General features: G+C 56.8%; 16 protein-coding genes. 6 read left to right on the forward strand and 10 right to left on the reverse strand.

From position 1 onward, the window contains the following. Positions 1-392: 392 nt before the first annotated feature. On the reverse strand, positions 393-1,430 hold the full coding sequence (gene galE, locus Q0Z93_RS06930) for a UDP-glucose 4-epimerase GalE (protein ID WP_298064148.1): 1,038 nt from the start codon (positions 1,428-1,430) through the stop codon (positions 393-395). After that, on the reverse strand, positions 1,348-1,773 hold the full coding sequence (locus tag Q0Z93_RS06935; protein ID WP_298064149.1) for a hypothetical protein: 426 nt from the start codon (positions 1,771-1,773) through the stop codon (positions 1,348-1,350). Before Q0Z93_RS06935 ends, galE begins: the two co-directional genes overlap by 83 nt. 730 nt (positions 1,774-2,503) lie before the next feature. Here Q0Z93_RS06935 and Q0Z93_RS06940 point away from each other — a divergent pair. Together Q0Z93_RS06940 and Q0Z93_RS06945 are read left to right on the forward strand one after the other, a co-directional pair. Next, positions 2,504-2,917 (forward strand): hypothetical protein, encoded by a 414-nt coding sequence (locus Q0Z93_RS06940; protein WP_298064152.1) that lies wholly within the window; start codon positions 2,504-2,506, stop codon positions 2,915-2,917. Then, positions 2,914-3,057: a hypothetical protein gene (locus Q0Z93_RS06945; RefSeq protein WP_298064153.1), complete on the forward strand. Its 144-nt coding sequence runs from the start codon at positions 2,914-2,916 to the stop codon at positions 3,055-3,057. The genes Q0Z93_RS06940 and Q0Z93_RS06945 overlap by 4 nt, the downstream gene beginning before the upstream one ends. A gap of 393 nt (positions 3,058-3,450) precedes the next feature. On the opposite strand, the gene Q0Z93_RS06950 is transcribed toward Q0Z93_RS06945, so the two are convergent. The 3 genes from Q0Z93_RS06950 to Q0Z93_RS06960 form a co-directional block, all read right to left on the reverse strand. Then, positions 3,451-4,473: a rod shape-determining protein gene (locus Q0Z93_RS06950; protein WP_298064155.1), complete on the reverse strand. Its 1,023-nt coding sequence runs from the start codon at positions 4,471-4,473 to the stop codon at positions 3,451-3,453. 12 nt (positions 4,474-4,485) lie between these two features. Beyond that, the gene (purH, locus tag Q0Z93_RS06955; RefSeq protein ID WP_298064156.1) at positions 4,486-6,048 is read right to left on the reverse strand and encodes a bifunctional phosphoribosylaminoimidazolecarboxamide formyltransferase/IMP cyclohydrolase; all 1,563 of its coding nucleotides are present in this window, start codon (positions 6,046-6,048) and stop codon (positions 4,486-4,488) included. Between the two features lie 312 nt (positions 6,049-6,360). Then, the gene (locus Q0Z93_RS06960) at positions 6,361-6,696 is read right to left on the reverse strand and encodes a hypothetical protein (protein WP_298064157.1); all 336 of its coding nucleotides are present in this window, start codon (positions 6,694-6,696) and stop codon (positions 6,361-6,363) included. A 587-nt stretch (positions 6,697-7,283) separates the two neighbouring features. Here Q0Z93_RS06960 and Q0Z93_RS06965 point away from each other — a divergent pair. The 4 genes from Q0Z93_RS06965 (at position 7,284) to Q0Z93_RS06980 (ending at position 10,852) form a co-directional block, all read left to right on the forward strand. Continuing rightward, positions 7,284-8,048, forward strand: a complete 765-nt coding sequence (locus Q0Z93_RS06965) for a DUF5689 domain-containing protein (protein ID WP_298064158.1) — start codon at positions 7,284-7,286, stop codon at positions 8,046-8,048. Between the two features lie 72 nt (positions 8,049-8,120). Then, positions 8,121-9,449: a gliding motility-associated protein GldE gene (gene gldE, locus Q0Z93_RS06970; RefSeq protein WP_298064159.1), complete on the forward strand. Its 1,329-nt coding sequence runs from the start codon at positions 8,121-8,123 to the stop codon at positions 9,447-9,449. Further along, entirely contained in the window at positions 9,427-10,059 is a 633-nt protein-coding gene (locus Q0Z93_RS06975; protein WP_298064160.1) for a 4'-phosphopantetheinyl transferase superfamily protein, read from the forward strand. Before gldE ends, Q0Z93_RS06975 begins: the two co-directional genes overlap by 23 nt. A 187-nt stretch (positions 10,060-10,246) precedes the next feature. Then, positions 10,247-10,852 carry a porin family protein gene (locus tag Q0Z93_RS06980; RefSeq protein WP_298064161.1) on the forward strand — a complete coding sequence of 202 codons (606 nt, stop codon included), beginning with the start codon at positions 10,247-10,249 and terminating at the stop codon, positions 10,850-10,852. A 172-nt stretch (positions 10,853-11,024) separates the two neighbouring features. Here the strand turns inward: Q0Z93_RS06980 and tpiA are convergent, their stop codons facing one another. The 5 genes from tpiA to Q0Z93_RS07005 all read right to left on the reverse strand — a co-directional run. Beyond that, positions 11,025-11,780, reverse strand: a complete 756-nt coding sequence (gene tpiA, locus Q0Z93_RS06985) for a triose-phosphate isomerase (RefSeq protein WP_298064162.1) — start codon at positions 11,778-11,780, stop codon at positions 11,025-11,027. 40 nt (positions 11,781-11,820) lie between these two features. Further along, a complete protein-coding gene (locus Q0Z93_RS06990) occupies positions 11,821-12,141 on the reverse strand; it encodes an iron-sulfur cluster assembly protein (RefSeq protein WP_298064163.1) in 321 nt (106 codons plus the stop codon). A 217-nt stretch (positions 12,142-12,358) separates the two neighbouring features. Continuing rightward, positions 12,359-12,784, reverse strand: coding sequence for a SufE family protein (locus tag Q0Z93_RS06995; RefSeq protein ID WP_298064164.1), 426 nt, complete (start codon positions 12,782-12,784; stop codon positions 12,359-12,361). 768 nt (positions 12,785-13,552) lie between these two features. Next, positions 13,553-14,170 (reverse strand): porin family protein, encoded by a 618-nt coding sequence (locus Q0Z93_RS07000; RefSeq protein ID WP_298064165.1) that lies wholly within the window; start codon positions 14,168-14,170, stop codon positions 13,553-13,555. A gap of 161 nt (positions 14,171-14,331) precedes the next feature. Then, the coding region (locus tag Q0Z93_RS07005; protein ID WP_298064166.1) for a TIM barrel protein at positions 14,332-14,599 on the reverse strand (268 nt) is incomplete at its 5' end.

Below are 14,599 nucleotides of genomic sequence, written 5' to 3' on the forward strand. Positions count from 1 at the left end.
AGGACTGCGGAGCCTAAGCAGTCGGGTAATTACAGCCCGGAAAGCCCCTATGGGGCCTTTCTTTTCAAAGAAAGAACAGTCACACACGGCACAGTGCAAATAAAACCTACCTTTTTTACAAACAGCTTTCCGCCTGGCCGGACACCTCCCTCAGGAAGAACGCAACTTGGGGTAGTTACAGCCCGGCAGGAGCGCCCCGCCGGCCCCGGTGAGTCCCAGCCTCCCGCAAGGTCGCAGCGGCTGAGAACAACAAGGCCGGAAATCCGCGAAAAAGGAACAGTCATACCCATGATTCTGTATCCGGCAGGAACAGCACGACAGGCCTTGCGAAAAGGCCTGCCTACAGTCTGTCCGCCGTGCGTCATCCCGGATGCCAGGCCCACCGAATCCGGCTACAATCCCCTCACATGCTTTTCCCAAGCCCACGCCGCCCGCAGCGTATCCCCCAGCTCCCGTTCCGCATGCCAGCCCAACACCTCGTTGGCCTTGTCCGTCGCCGCCCATATCTTTTCCACATCCCCCGGCCTGCGCGCCACGATCTTGTGCGGCACCGGCACCCCGTTCACCTCTTCAAACAGCTTGACCAGCTCCAGCACCGACACCGGTCTTCCTATCCCGATGTTGAATATCTCATACCGCTCCGCAGATTGATTTTCCACCATCCGGCCCACCGCCGCCACATGTGCCCGCGCCAGGTCCACCACGTCGATATAATCCCGCAGGCACGATCCGTCCGGCGTGCCGTAGTCGTCTCCGAAAATCGAGAGTTCTTTCCGTATCCCCGCCGCCGTCTGCGTGATGAACGGCACCAAATTGGCCGGCACCCCTTTCGGCAGCTCGCCGATCAGTGCCGACGGATGCGCCCCGATCGGGTTGAAGTACCGCAGTGCGATAGCCTTGAAGAACGGAACCGCCGCCACCGTATCCTGAATGATGTCTTCGCTCATCTGTTTGGTCAGCCCGTAAGGCGAGTTGGCCCGCTGCCGCGGCGTCGCTTCCGTCGCCGGCAGCACCTCGGGCTGCCCGTAAACGGTGGCGGACGACGAGAATACGATGTTCGGCACGTCGAATTCTTTCATCAAGGTCAGCACATTGAGCAGCGACTGGAGGTTGTTGCGGAAATACTTGAGCGGTTCCGAGACTGATTCGCCCACCGCCTTGTAAGCCGCGAAGTGGATCACGGAAGCAAACGAGTATTTCCCGAACACTTCGCGTCTGAGGGCGTCGATATCGCAGCAGTCGACCTGTATGAAAGGCACGGAACGGCCGACGATCTGTTCTACGCCTTTGACGGCGGAAATGTCGGCGTTGGAGAGGTTATCGGCGATGACTACGTCGTACCCGGCGTTAATAAGCTCTACGGTGGTGTGCGAACCGATGTATCCGGCGCCGCCGGCCACGAGCACTGTTTTGTTTTTGTTGGATGACATATCTTTGGGTGTTATGGATTTCGTTTTGTTGCGGGTTTTTCGGCGAAAATCTTGTTGCGAGTTTCCTGGCAAAAATCTGTTGCGGGTTCTTCGGCGAAAATTCTGTTGCGAGTTTCCCGGCGAAAATTCTGTTGCGGATTTTCTGACGAAAATTCTGTTGTGGGTTTCCTGGCAAAAATCTTGCGGCGGATTTTCTGACGAAAACTCTGTTGCGGGTTTCCCAGCGAAAATCTTGTTGCGGATTTTTCGGCGAAAATCTTGCGACGAATTTTCTGACGAAAACCGGGCGTCCCATTTTAACAATATGTAGGTTAGCGGCAAGCGCCTGTTCTTCCGGTGCCATCTGCCGCCGAGGCGGGAGTTTTCTCTCCAGTGTAAGGTTTCGGGCCTACCTACACGAGAGGGTAGAGGCTTTTCCTCTCTTCCCGCGGCATGCCGCAGAGTACTTATTTATGGCCTTGAGTCGGCTGGGCTTTTACTTCGTCTTTGCAGCCGTTCAGGCCGCGGGCGCCTTTATTTTTTACGCCTCAAACCGGCGGGGCTTTCTCTCCGTCAGAAGGCTCAGCGGGCGTTTGTTCTTTATAAAAAACTTTTTTTGCAGCCCTCCTGCCAGGCAGGCACTTACTTTTTATGATGCGATAAAAAGTAAGCAAAAAGCGCATCAAAGGGGGGCTTGCACCCCCTTTGCCATTCCCCTCGTTTTCCGAGCATAAGAGTCTTTTCTCTCGACCCGGAGCCAGCGGAGACTGTTTAGGGTAGTTACAGCCCGGCTCGAGTGCCGAGCGGCACCCTCCGCCTGGGGTGGCTCCGGGGCGTCATCGGGAGATCACGGCCAAGCCGAATTTTCGCCTGTATGCGGTCAAAGTACAACTTCGGTCGCAGCCTGCGGGGAACGCAACTTTCGCGCAAGTGATAAAAAAGTTGCGGGCCTCCGCAGGGGGAGGCTGCGGGCCCGCAGTGCCTTGCGGCACGCAAAACGATCAACTTCCGACAGCCCATGGAATACCGGATGTAACTTCCAGAATCTTCCCTTTGCCAAGTCGGCATCCCGGACATCCGATCCGCTCAAACATTTGAACTCTATCCCCGCGCGCCGGGAAAATCAATCGTTTTCAACTCTCGTTGAAACCGTCGATTTTCCTTTTTCGGCGTGGCGCGCGGGTGCCGGTGCAGCTGGGCACTCCAGCCGCGGAGTTTGCATCGCCTCATTCGGAGGAAACTGCCCTCGGGCCGGGCAGGCCCCGTTAAATAAGTTCTCTCAAACACCAATAAAAGCCCCAACGGGGCCCCGCGCTGGGCTTGCGATGCTCTGCATCGCTTGGGCAGTCTTTACCTCAATTATTCTTTGTTCCGCGCGCCGGGAAAATCAATCGTTTTCAACTCACGTTGAAACCGTCGATTTTCCTTTTTCGGCGTGGCGCGCGGAGATGACATTCTTTATCCGCGCGCTGGCGGAAATCTTGTTCAAAAGCAATTCATGCTTTTGAACGATTTCCTTCTCCAGCAATCGCGCGCGGTGTCGGTCAACACGCGAACCGAGCCGCCTTTACCTCAGTTGTCTTTCCTGCGCGCCAGCGAAATCTTATTTCAACAAACTGTCGTTTGTCGAAATGATTTCTCCCTGTAAAGTGTGGCGCGTAGAAGAGTTTGAGGGTACTGCCCTTACGCCGGGCGGGCGGTGCCGAGCGGCACCCGAACCGCACCCTTCGGGTACTCTGCTGGCCTGCCGGTAGCAAGATAAACTATCCCCAAAGGAGAAAACTGTCCTCGGGCCGGGCGGAGCCGCTAAATAAGTCCTCTCAAACTTCAACAAACGCCCCAACGGGGCCCCGCGGCGGGCAAAGGGCTGTAACTACTACCTTAAACAAGCAATGCAAACTTCAATAAACGCCCCAACGGACCCCCCGCCGGACGAGCGATGCTAACGCATCGCTTGATATTTAGCCATGCGATTAAGCAACAACGCCCCGTACGAACATTCGCACGCAGCGAGAAAAACACGCAGCCGAAAAATCTACAGCTACCGCATCAGGAACGAGAACCGTCCGATATTCTTGAGCGCGATCCCCGTCCCTCTGGCCACCGCCCGCAGCGGATCCTCCGACACATGGAACGGAATACGCGTCTTCTGGAACAAACGCTTGTCCAGCCCCCGCAGCAACGCACCGCCCCCCGCCAGATAAATTCCGTTCTTCACAATATCCGAATACAGTTCCGGCGGAATCTTTTCCAGCACCTTCATAATCGCCGCATCCACCTTCATCAAAGACTTGTCCAGCGCGTGCGCCACCTCCTTATAGGAAACCGGAATCTCCAGCGGCAAAGAAGTGATGATATTCGGCCCGCGGACAATATGATCGTCCGGCGGCGTATCCAGATTGTCGATCGCCGCCCCCACCGCAATCTTGATCTCCTCCGCCGTCCGCTCGCCGATCTTGATATTGTGCTGCTGCCGCATGTAAGTCTGAATATCCTCCGTAAAGACATCCCCGGCCACATTGATCGACTCGTTGCAGACAATCCCCCCGAGCGAAATGACCGCCACTTCCGCCGTCCCCCCGCCTATATCCACCACCATATGTCCTTCCGGCGCCTCCACATCGAGCCCCATCCCCAAAGCCGCCGCCATCGGCTCGTAAATCATATAGACTTCGCGCCCCCCCGCATGTTCCGCCGAGTCCCGCACTGCACGAATCTCCACATTCGTAGAGCCGCTCGGTATACAAATCACCATCCGCAGCGAAGGACTGAACATCTTGTTCCGCGACTTGATCATCTTGATCATGCCTCGGATCATCAGCTCCGCCGCCGTAAAATCCGCGATCACCCCATCCCGTAGCGGTCGGATCGTCTTGATGTCCTGATGCGTTTTGCCGTGCATCTGCCGCGCCTGATTTCCGATGGCCACCAGGCGGTTGGCGTGCTGGTCCACCGCCACGATCGACGGTTCGTCCACCACGATCTTATCGTTGTAAATAATGATCGTATTGGCCGTGCCTAAGTCCATGGCCAGCTCCTGGGTGAGGAATGAAAAGAGTCCCATGACGACGGTGTTTTAGTGTTTGAAATGACGCAACCCCGTGAATACCATGGCCATGCCGTTGGCATTGCAATAGTCGATCGTATCCTGGTCGCGCACCGAGCCGCCCGGCTGGATCAACGTGTCGATCCCCTCCGCATGAGCGATTTCGGCGCAGTCCGCGAACGGGAAGAAAGCGTCCGATGCCAGCACCGCTCCCCGCAGGTCGAACCCGAACGACTTGGCCTTGGCGATCGCCTGTTTCAAAGCATCCACCCGCGAGGTCTGCCCGATGCCGCTGGCCAGCAGCATCCCGCCCTTCGCCAGCACGATCGCGTTCGATTTCGAGTGTTTCACGATCTTGTTGGCGAAGATCAGGTCTTCGCGTTCCGCATCGGTAATCCCTTTATTCGTCACCTGCCGCATTTCGGAGTCCTGCCCCCCCACTTTAGCGTCCCGTTCCTGCACGGCCACCCCGCCCAGTAGCGACCGGAACTGCCGCGCACAACTGCATCCGCCAGAGGCCGCCGGCGCATCAGTCTTGGTCTTGAGAATGATGCGATTCTTTTTCGTCTCGAGCACCGCCAGCGCATCCGGATCGTATCCCGGCGCCATAATGACCTCAAAAAAGATTTCGTTGATCTTCTCTGCCGTAGCCTTGTCCACAGTCCGATTCGTAATCAAAACCCCGCCGAAAGCCGATACCGGGTCCCCCGCTAAAGCATCCTTCCACGCTTCGACCAAGGTCGGACGCACCGCCACTCCGCAGGCATTGTTGTGCTTCATAATCACGAACGCCGGCATCGCATCCGCCCCCCCGAACTCGCCGATCAGATTGATTGCCGCGTCCATATCGAGCATATTGTTATAGGAAATCTCCTTCCCGTGCAACTGCTCGAACTGCGCGGAGAGGTCCCCGAAATAAGTGGCCGCCTGGTGCGGATTTTCCCCGTACCGCAAGTGCGTCGCCGCCGAAGCTGTAAAGCTCTGCTTGAATGCCGGAATATTTTCCGTGCGATTGAAGTAGTTGAAGATCGCCGTATCGTAGTGCGAGCTGACATTGAACGCTTCGGCGGCCAAATGCCTGCGCTGTTCCAGCGTCGTCCCTCCCTCCTGCGTCCGCAGCAGGTCGAGGATGTACCCGTACTGAGCGACAGAAGGCACAATGGCCACATCTTTGAAGTTCTTGGCGGCAGCCCGAATGAGCGAAATCCCGCCGATGTCGATCTTTTCGATGATGTCCTGCGCCGTAGCTTTCGGATCGGCCACGGTCTGCTCGAACGGGTAAAGATCGACGATCACTAAGTCGATTGCCGGAATTTCATATTGTGCGACTTGCTGAATGTCGGTATCGTTGTCTCTGCGCGAGAGTATGCCTCCGAATACCTTCGGGTGCAGTGTCTTTACGCGTCCTCCCAGAATGGACGGATACCCCGTGAGGTCTTCGACTGCATGGGCTTTGACGCCCAATCCTTCGATAAAGGTCTGGGTGCCGCCTGTGGAATATATTACAACTCCGTGTTTGTCAAGTTCTTTAACGATCTCTGCCAAACCGTCCTTATAGAAGACGGAGATCAAGGCGCCTTTGATTTTTTTCACAGCTGTATGTGGTTGTTTTTGTTTCGTTTGCTTTTAAAGGACAAAGGTACGATTTTTATTTGTTTGTTTCCATGCCGTGAAATGGGTTTTTAAGACGGATCGTTCGAGGCTTGGTGCCGCTGGGCACTCCAGCCGCAGCCGTTGACTGTTTTATTGGCTGCTTCGGCTCCAAAGCTCCGCTGGCTCCGGCCATTCCTCTGTTGGAAGCCAAGTAAACCGCGGCCCGACGGGTCGCGCGAGTCGCCGCCACCCCATGCGGCGCGAGCAACTTCGACGGAGCTCGTTGCTCTTTCCGCTGGCGGCGACCCGGTACTATTCAGAATCATTCTTTACCCTCGCGCCGGGATGAACATGCTTTGGCCGCGCGCTGGCGGAAATCCTGTTCAAAAGCAATTCATGCTTTTGAACAATTTCCTGCTCCAGCCGTCGCGCGCGAGGAGTTTGAGGAAACTGCGCTCCCGCGCGGGGCCGCGTGCCCGCGGTGGGCTTGCAAAACTTCGTTTTGCCGGAACCTGCCGGGTACAAATTGCTTGTGATTCGCGCGCCGGGAAAATCGTTCGTTTTCAACTCTCGTTGAAACCGTCGATTTTCCTTTTCCGGCGTGGCGCGCGGTACCGCCCAGCCCGAACCAAACTGCTTTGAATCCAAATAAAGACTGCCCGCTGTGGTGCAAATGCGTCCGCAGGGCAGGGGGTGCTGCTCGGCACCCTCCGCCTGGGGTGGCTCCGGCTTGGCATCGGGAGATCACAGACGACATTTCGGGAACGCTCGCAAAGGCCTAAAATTAATCGTAGGTTTATTTTGCACTGTTCTGTGAGTGACTGTTCTTTCTTTGAAAAGAAAGAACCAAAGAAACTTTCAGATAGCTGCGCTACTCCTTAGGCTCCGCAGTCCTCTTGCATTGAGTTTGCTTTGGGGTGTGGCAATAGCGGGCATAAGGTACAGTATTCAATAGCCCGCTATTGCTCACACCCCAAGAGAATCAAGACAAGGATACCCGGCAGGCTCAAGAGATGCGCAAGCATCTCAAAAAGTTTTTCTGGTTCTCTTTGTTCACAAAGAGAACAGTACCCTCCCGAACACGTACAATAAAACCTACAATTAATTACTCTTTTCCCGCGCCAGCAGCCTTTCGACACAAGACAGTAAACAGCCCGGGCAGAGCGACCGCCGCACCCGAGCCGACTGCAAATGAAGAAAATCCTATATTTGCAGAACCCTAAACCCCAAACATCATGCGCCTCCTGCCTCTCCTGTACTCCATTTCGGCAGCCCTGTGTCTCGCCGGCTGCGATTACAACCATTTCGGAGAGCCACCCGAGCCAGACATTCCGACCTGGACAGCCAACACCACCCTCGCCAGCGTGGATCGGTTCTACCGCAGCGGCGGAACAGACCTGCCCCAAGGGACAATCGTCAGCGGAACAGTCACCACATCGGACTCCGCCGGGAACTTCCACAAAATACTCGTTATCCAGCAGAAAGAGACACCGCTGGCCGTGTTGACCGGCACCTATGACACCTACACCGCCTACCGGCCAGGCCAACAAATCATTCTGCAGCTCGACGGGATGCGGTTAGGGCTCTGGGACGGCATGGTAGCCGTTGGCGCTCCGGAGCCAGGCTTTCCGAAAGGAATCGACTATATCGCCTCCGACGCCCTACTACAAAAGATTATGATCCACAGCCCGAACCCCACGCCCGAACCGGTCGACACATTGGAACCGACCGTTCAGGAAGTGACCGCATCGCTCGCCGGCCGGCTGGTCAGAGTCACCGGACATTTTACGCAGGGAGGCAAACACCTCTGGCGAGGAGAACAGACCTTCTCGGATCCGCACGGCGATACCCTGCAAATTTACACCAGTCCCTATGCCCGTTTCGCCGACGACCCGCTGCCGGCAGGCGAAATCAGGCTGACAGGAATCGTCACCGTTTATAAAGGCACCGTGCAAATCCAAGTCAGTTCCACCGACGACATACGTCCGGCGGCACCGTAAACAGCCCTAAACTATCCGACCGGCCCCCCGTTCTATTCCCGCCCGCAAAAAATCGCTATCTTTGCCGCATCTATGGACGATTATTTACAAGGGGTCGAATTTTTGGCCTTTACACCCCACCTGATCTGGATGCTGCTGGTACTGGCAGCGCTGCTGACAGTCTCGGCACTCGTGTCGGGTTCCGAAACCGCATTCTTTTCGCTGTCGCCCGGCGACATGCACGAACTGGAAGAATCGGAGACCCGGCAGTCGCAAGCTGCCGTGAAACTGCTGGACGACAAAGACCGGCTGCTCTCCACCATACTGATCACCAATAATTTAGTCAATATCGGGGCGATCTTAACAGCCAACCGAATTATCGACCTCATTATACGATTTCAAGGAGCGGCACTCTTGGAATTTATCGTGAAAGTCATTCTCGTGACCTTCCTGCTGCTGCTTTTCGGAGAAATCATGCCCAAGATATTCGCGGCCTACAACACCTTGTCGTTTGCCCGGAGGATGGCCGTACCGCTCACCGCATTGCAGCGCTTCTTCAAGCCGCTCTCGGCCTTGCTGACCCGGACGGGAGGCACCCTCACCGACGCTTTGGCCAAAAAACAGGCCAACCTCTCGATGAGCGAACTGACCGACGCGATCGAGATCGCCGAAGCCGACTCCGACGACGACAAAAAAATGCTGACCGGCATCGTGCGTTTCGTCCGCACCGAGGTAGACCAGATCATGAAACCGCGGATCGACGTGGTGGCGCTGGAACAGGAGGCCTCGTTCGCCGAAGTCAGGGAAACGGTCGTAAGAAGCGGCTTTTCGCGTATCCCGGTCTACAGCGAGAATCTCGACGACATCAAAGGAATCCTGTACGTCAAAGACCTGCTGCCCCACTTGGGCGAAGGAGACGGATTCAGCTGGCAGCAACTGCTGCGGCCGGCCTACTTCGTGCCGGAACACAAGAAAATCAACGACCTGCTCGAAGATTTCCAGAAACGGAAAATCCATATCGCAGTCGTTGTGGACGAATACGGCGGGACGTTGGGGGTCGTCTCGTTGGAAGACATTCTCGAAGAGATCGTGGGCGAGATCGCCGACGAATCGGACGTCGAGGCGGCGACTTACGAGCAGATCGATGCGAACCACTATATTTTCGAGGGACGCACGCATCTGGGCGATTTTCTGCGCGTGCTGGAGCTGCCGGACACGTTCCTGGACACCGTGCGGGGCGACGCCGACACGCTGGCGGGACTGATGCTCGAAATCCGCGGCGAATTTTTCTGCGAAGGCGAAAGCGTGAGTTTCGGCCATATCGAACTGACAGCCAGGCGTGTGGAGAACCGCCGCATCGCCAAAGTAGAGGTTGCATTAACCGGCGAAGACACCTCCGATGACGACCCTACCGACGATTGATCTGCATTTCGGCGCAAACCGCATCTATCTGCTTCCGTTGTCGGAGATTCCGGAGGCCGAGCTGGCGGCCCGCGCTGATCTGACGGCGGACGAAACGGAGATTTACACCTCTTTCCTCTCCTCCCAAGAGCAGCGCCGGAAAGAGTGGCTCGCGGGGCGGCTGCTGGCCCGGGAGAAACTGGGGGGCCGGATCGGCTATGAGCCGTCGGGCCGCCCTTTGTTAGTCACTCCGGACGGAACTCTTTCCGAGCGGCACATTTCCATTTCCCATACTTCGGGCTGGGCGGCGCTGTTAGTCTCTTCCAGCGGCCCGTGCGGCATCGACATCGAGCTTGCCAGGCGCCGGGCGGAACGGGTGGCCGCCCGCATCGCCTCCCCGGAAGAGATCGCACTCGCGGCCCCTCTCTATCCCGACAATCCGGCCCTGCTGGTCTGGTGCGCCAAAGAGGCGGCCTACAAAGCGCTCGGCAGCGCCGGCATGGATTTCCGCGAACAGATCCGGGTGCGGAGCGCTGCGGCACGGACTTTGATAATAGCCGTGAAAGCGGAACCGATCGCGCTCGGGATTTTCTCGACGGAAGCTCTGCTCGGCGTGTACGGTTCATTATAAATAAGGCGATTATATAATTAATTTTCGGCTCGCGCCGGTGCCGCCCGGCACACGAACCGGGCCATTTTTTCACGACAAGCCCTCGGCGCAGAGCCGAATCGAAAAAGAAGAAAAGTACGATAAAGTTTATAGTCGCGAAAAATAGAACATTCAATTATTTATAAACTACTTTAAAAACCAAAAAGCTATGAAAAAAATCGTTTTATCGCTGATCGCCGCTTCGGCAGCCATGCTGGCAGGAACCGGCACCGCTTCCGCACAGAACTTCGACTGGGTAGAAAGTTTCAGTTGGGGGCCGAAGGCGGGGCTTAACGTCTCCACCATGAGCAATACGGACTGGGATGCAAAAGTGAGCTTCACCGCCGGTATGTTCGCCCAGGTACGGACAGCCGACTGGTTCGCTCTCTCGATGGACGTTCTTTATTCCCGCCAGGGCGGTATCGACAAGCGTACAGTGGCTAATACCGATCTCAAAGACAAGATCAAGACCGAATACCTGAACGTGCCGTTGCTGGCCAACTTCTACGTCACGCGCGGCCTGGCGCTGAAAACCGGGGTGCAGGTAGGCTTCTGCCTCGGCGCCCGTCAGGTGGTTAAAACGAACGGCGTGACCACCAAGCACGGCATTGCCGGCGACTTCCATACCGCCGATGTTTCGATCCCGGTAGGTATCTCTTACGACCTGGGGCGCCTGGTGCTGGACGCACGGTATAACTTCGGGGTCAGCCACGCCATGAAGACGACTTCCTCGCGCAACAACGTATTCCAGCTGACAGCAGGTATCCGTTTCTGACGTTCGGCCGGTCGGACTTGAGTTTCCTCATACGGCTCCCGATTGATACCGGGAGCCGTATTTTTTCGTGCGCCCCGTTTTATCCTGCCCTCTCAAAAAAAAACGCCGGGCCGGATAACCGGCCTGGCGCATGGAGCACCCGAAGAACGGGCCTCCGAAAAAGGAATCGGCGTTAAAAAGCTTTGGCGATCGCGATAAAGTCCGCTGCCACCAGCGAAGCGCCGCCGATCAGCCCGCCGTCCACGTCGGTTTTGCTGAAAATCTCAGCCGCATTGCCCGGTTTGCAGCTCCCCCCGTACAGGATCGGCGTTTGGTCCGCAGCCGCTGCACCGAACTTTTCGGCCAGCACTTTCCGGATAAAGGCATGGATCTCCTGTGCCTGTTCCGCCGTAGCCGTCTTGCCCGTGCCGATCGCCCATACCGGTTCGTAAGCGATCACCATTTTGCCGAACTGTTCCGGCGTGAGGTGGAAGACGACCTCTTCGATCTGCCGGCGCACCACGTCGAAATGTTTCCCCGCTTCGCGTTCGTCGAGTTTTTCGCCCACGCAGTAGATCGGCGCCAAGCCCTGTTCATAGGCCAGTGCCATCTTTTTGTTGAGTGTCTGGCTGGTTTCGCCGTAGTATTCGCGTCGTTCCGAATGCCCGAGAATCACATATTTCGCCCCCAGCGAAGCGATCATTTTAGCGGAGACTTCGCCGGTGTAGGCCCCCGATTCGTGGTCGGCGCAGTTCTGGGCCGAAACGGCGATCCCGGCCGCCGCTGCGGCATCTTTCACACAGCAGATATGGGTGAACGGCACTCCGACGATCAGTTCGACATCGGCCGGGATGGTGCTTTTCAGCGCCGCAACGCCTTTGAGGAGTTCCGCTCCTTCGGCCGGGGTGGTGTTCATTTTCCAGTTTCCTGCTACGATTTTTCTTCTCATATGTATCTTGATTTAAATGGTTTTCGGTGTGAAATCCGGTCTACAGCATACCTAATTCGAGCAGTGCCTCTTCGCTCATCATGGATCGGTCCCACGGCGGATCGAAGGTCAAGGTCACATCCACGCGTTCCACTCCTTTGACCCGCAGCACGTCGTCGTGCACTTGCTGCACCAACTGGTCGGCCATCGGGCAGTTCGGGGCCGTGAGGGTCATCCGTATATTGGCCGTCCCTTCCGGGGTCATCTCGATTTCGTACACTAATCCGAGGTCGTAAATATTGACCGGTATCTCCGGGTCGTAGATGTTTTTGAGTGTGTATATGATGTCTTTCTCGATGTCGAGTATCTGCTGCGGTGTCATAATCGGTTCAAAAATAGGTATTATTTTTCGCGATTATATACTTTATTGTACCTTTCTCCTCTTTCGAGTTCGGCTTCTGCGCCGGGGGTACTGCTCGGCACTCGAACTGAGCCTGCCGGTCGCCGGTCTTTTAGGGTAGATCCGTTCCTATAGGTGTCGGCACGGGCGCGAGCCGAAAAAATGCCCCCCAAAAAATGCTGGGACAATAATAATCGCCTTATTTTTTCATTGCGGCATAGGCGGTGGCGAATAGTTTCATCTGCCGGATCATGGCGAGCAGTCCGTTGGCGCGTGTGGGCGACAGGTTTTGCGCCAGTCCGATCCGGTCGATGAAGTAGAGGTCGGCGTCCCGCACTTCTTCCGGTGTGTGGCCGTCGAGCACGCGGACGAGCAGGGCGATGATCCCTTTGGTGATAATGGCGTCGCTGTCGGCGGTGAAGTACATTTTCCCGTCGTCGCCGAGCCGGGCGTCGACCCATACGCGCGACTGGCAGCCTTTGATGACGTATTGGTCGGTCTTATGTTCCGGCGCGATCCCGGGCAGTTCGGGGCTGAGTTCGATCAGGTAGTTGTAGCGGTCGAGCCATTCGTCGAAAACGGAAAACTCTTCGATGATCCGGTCTTGTGTTTCGTTGATGGTCATTTTAGTCTTGTTCGTATATGCAAAGTGTATTCGTTTGAATAAACGTACGGTTATTTTAGACATTGGCAAGCGTTTCCGCAAGGTTGTCTGCGATTTCCCTTTGTCAGGCCGGAGCCACCCCGGACGGAGGGGCGGTACCGCTCGGCACTCGAACCGCAACCGTTGGCTGTTTTATTGGCCGCCTCTACCCCAAAACCCCGCTGACTCCGGCCAAGAAAGGGTAGTTACAGCCTGATAAGAATGCCTGCGCCTGATCGTTTTGCGTGCCGTCAGGCACTGCGGGCCGCAGCCTCGCCCCGCGGAGGGTGCCGCTCGGCACTCGAACCGCAGCCGTTGGCTGTTTTATTGGCCGCCTCTACCCCAAAGCCCCGCTGACTCCGGCCCGAAACTGTACTTGTCCCGCGCGCTGACGGAAATCCTGTTCAAAAGCGCAAGCTGCTTTTGAACGATTCCCTACTCCAGCTGTCGCACGCGGGCGCCGGTGCCGAGCGGCACGCGAGTTGGGAATTTGCTCCGCCTTATTCGGGAGGGTACAGCCCTGCGCGGGCGGCGTCTGGGTGACCCCGGCGGGACGGACAAAACTTCGTTTTGCTATAGGCCGGAACTACCCTGAACAGCTTCCGCGCATCAGTGAAAATCCGGTTCGCAGAAACCGGACGGGCTGCAACCCGCAAACCCCCGGGACCGCCCGCAAAACCCAACAAAGCCGCAGCAAACTGCAAAAACCGCCGCCGTCAATCCTCACGGATCGCACGCGCCCACAGCAGATTAGAACCTCAACCCCACGCTGACAGACCAGTTGCTGCTTTTGGCATGATCTTTCCTGTCTTCATGCACGCGTACCGTGGAAATGTCATACCTTACGCCGATGTCGAGCAAACGCGAAAACTGGTAATTGATGCCGACCGGAATGGAAAAGTCGAAACTCTTTCTGTCACTCATCAGGTTCTGGCTGTGGCTGACACTGCCCGTGACCTCGCCATTAATATCGTAAACCGTGCTGTTCCACGTCTCCTTAGCCTTGACCAGCCAGTCGAACGAAATACCGGCTTCGATATTGAGGCCCCCGATCAGGTAGAGCTTGGCCAGCACGGGAATCTTCAGGTAATTGTAAGAATATACGTGATCGCTGTTGGTCATTTTGTTGCCCTGCAGCGAATAGAGCGCCTCGGCCTGCAAGCCGATCAGGTCGTTCAGCTTGTATCCGGCCATCAGCCCGAAGCTGGCGCGGGCACGGGCTTTGGAATAGGTGGTTTTGGTCACGCTGCTGACATTGAGCCCGGCGCGAGGCCCCCAATAGAACCCCTGCGCAGAAACAGTATGATAAGTCCCGGCGCCGAGCAGCGCAGCGGCGGCAATAGTCAGAAAACATTTGCGGATTTGCATAATCAGTCGAAAGTTGGTTTTAAGACCCAAAGATAATATTTATTCGGCAGTTTGCCTTGCGACCGAACCGTTTTCGACCGCAGCGGCACCGGACACAAGCATCGGCCCCCCGGCCCATGCAGGACGGGCCCAGGCCGCGGACACCCCATCCCCCGTGCCGATCATCGGGTCGGGCCGGCCTGACCGGCCCATGCGTAGAGCTGCGCGATCTCCTCCGGCCAGCGGCTTTCGTCCGGCGTTTCCAAGATCAGCGGCATGTCGTCGAAACGGGAATCCGCGGCGATGTACTTGAAAACCTCGACGCCCAGCGTCCCCTCGCCCAGCGGGGCATGCCGATCCACCCGGCTGCCCAGCGCCTTCAGGTCGTCGTTCAGGTGCATCCCCCTCAAATACCTGAACCCCACCACCCGGTCGAACTCCGCGAACGTC

The sequence above is a fragment of the uncultured Rikenella sp. genome, assembly GCF_947628055.1.
GTDB lineage: Bacteria > Bacteroidota > Bacteroidia > Bacteroidales > Rikenellaceae > Rikenella.

What these genes read in the sequence shown, in the direction of transcription:
- galE (WP_298064148.1), bottom strand. Translation starts at nt 1,430, where the DNA reads ATGTCATCCAACAAAAACAAAACAGTGCTCGTGGCCGGCGGCGCCGGA.
- tpiA (WP_298064162.1), bottom strand. Translation starts at nt 11,780, where the DNA reads ATGAGAAGAAAAATCGTAGCAGGAAACTGGAAAATGAACACCACCCCG.
- Q0Z93_RS06935 (WP_298064149.1), bottom strand. Translation starts at nt 1,773, where the DNA reads ATGGCACCGGAAGAACAGGCGCTTGCCGCTAACCTACATATTGTTAAA.
- Q0Z93_RS06975 (WP_298064160.1), top strand. Translation starts at nt 9,427, where the DNA reads ATGACGACCCTACCGACGATTGATCTGCATTTCGGCGCAAACCGCATC.
- Q0Z93_RS06950 (WP_298064155.1), bottom strand. Translation starts at nt 4,473, where the DNA reads ATGGGACTCTTTTCATTCCTCACCCAGGAGCTGGCCATGGACTTAGGC.
- Q0Z93_RS06980 (WP_298064161.1), top strand. Translation starts at nt 10,247, where the DNA reads ATGAAAAAAATCGTTTTATCGCTGATCGCCGCTTCGGCAGCCATGCTG.
- Q0Z93_RS06990 (WP_298064163.1), bottom strand. Translation starts at nt 12,141, where the DNA reads ATGACACCGCAGCAGATACTCGACATCGAGAAAGACATCATATACACA.
- gldE (WP_298064159.1), top strand. Translation starts at nt 8,121, where the DNA reads ATGGACGATTATTTACAAGGGGTCGAATTTTTGGCCTTTACACCCCAC.
- Q0Z93_RS07000 (WP_298064165.1), bottom strand. Translation starts at nt 14,170, where the DNA reads ATGCAAATCCGCAAATGTTTTCTGACTATTGCCGCCGCTGCGCTGCTC.
- Q0Z93_RS06995 (WP_298064164.1), bottom strand. Translation starts at nt 12,784, where the DNA reads ATGACCATCAACGAAACACAAGACCGGATCATCGAAGAGTTTTCCGTT.
- Q0Z93_RS06965 (WP_298064158.1), top strand. Translation starts at nt 7,284, where the DNA reads ATGCGCCTCCTGCCTCTCCTGTACTCCATTTCGGCAGCCCTGTGTCTC.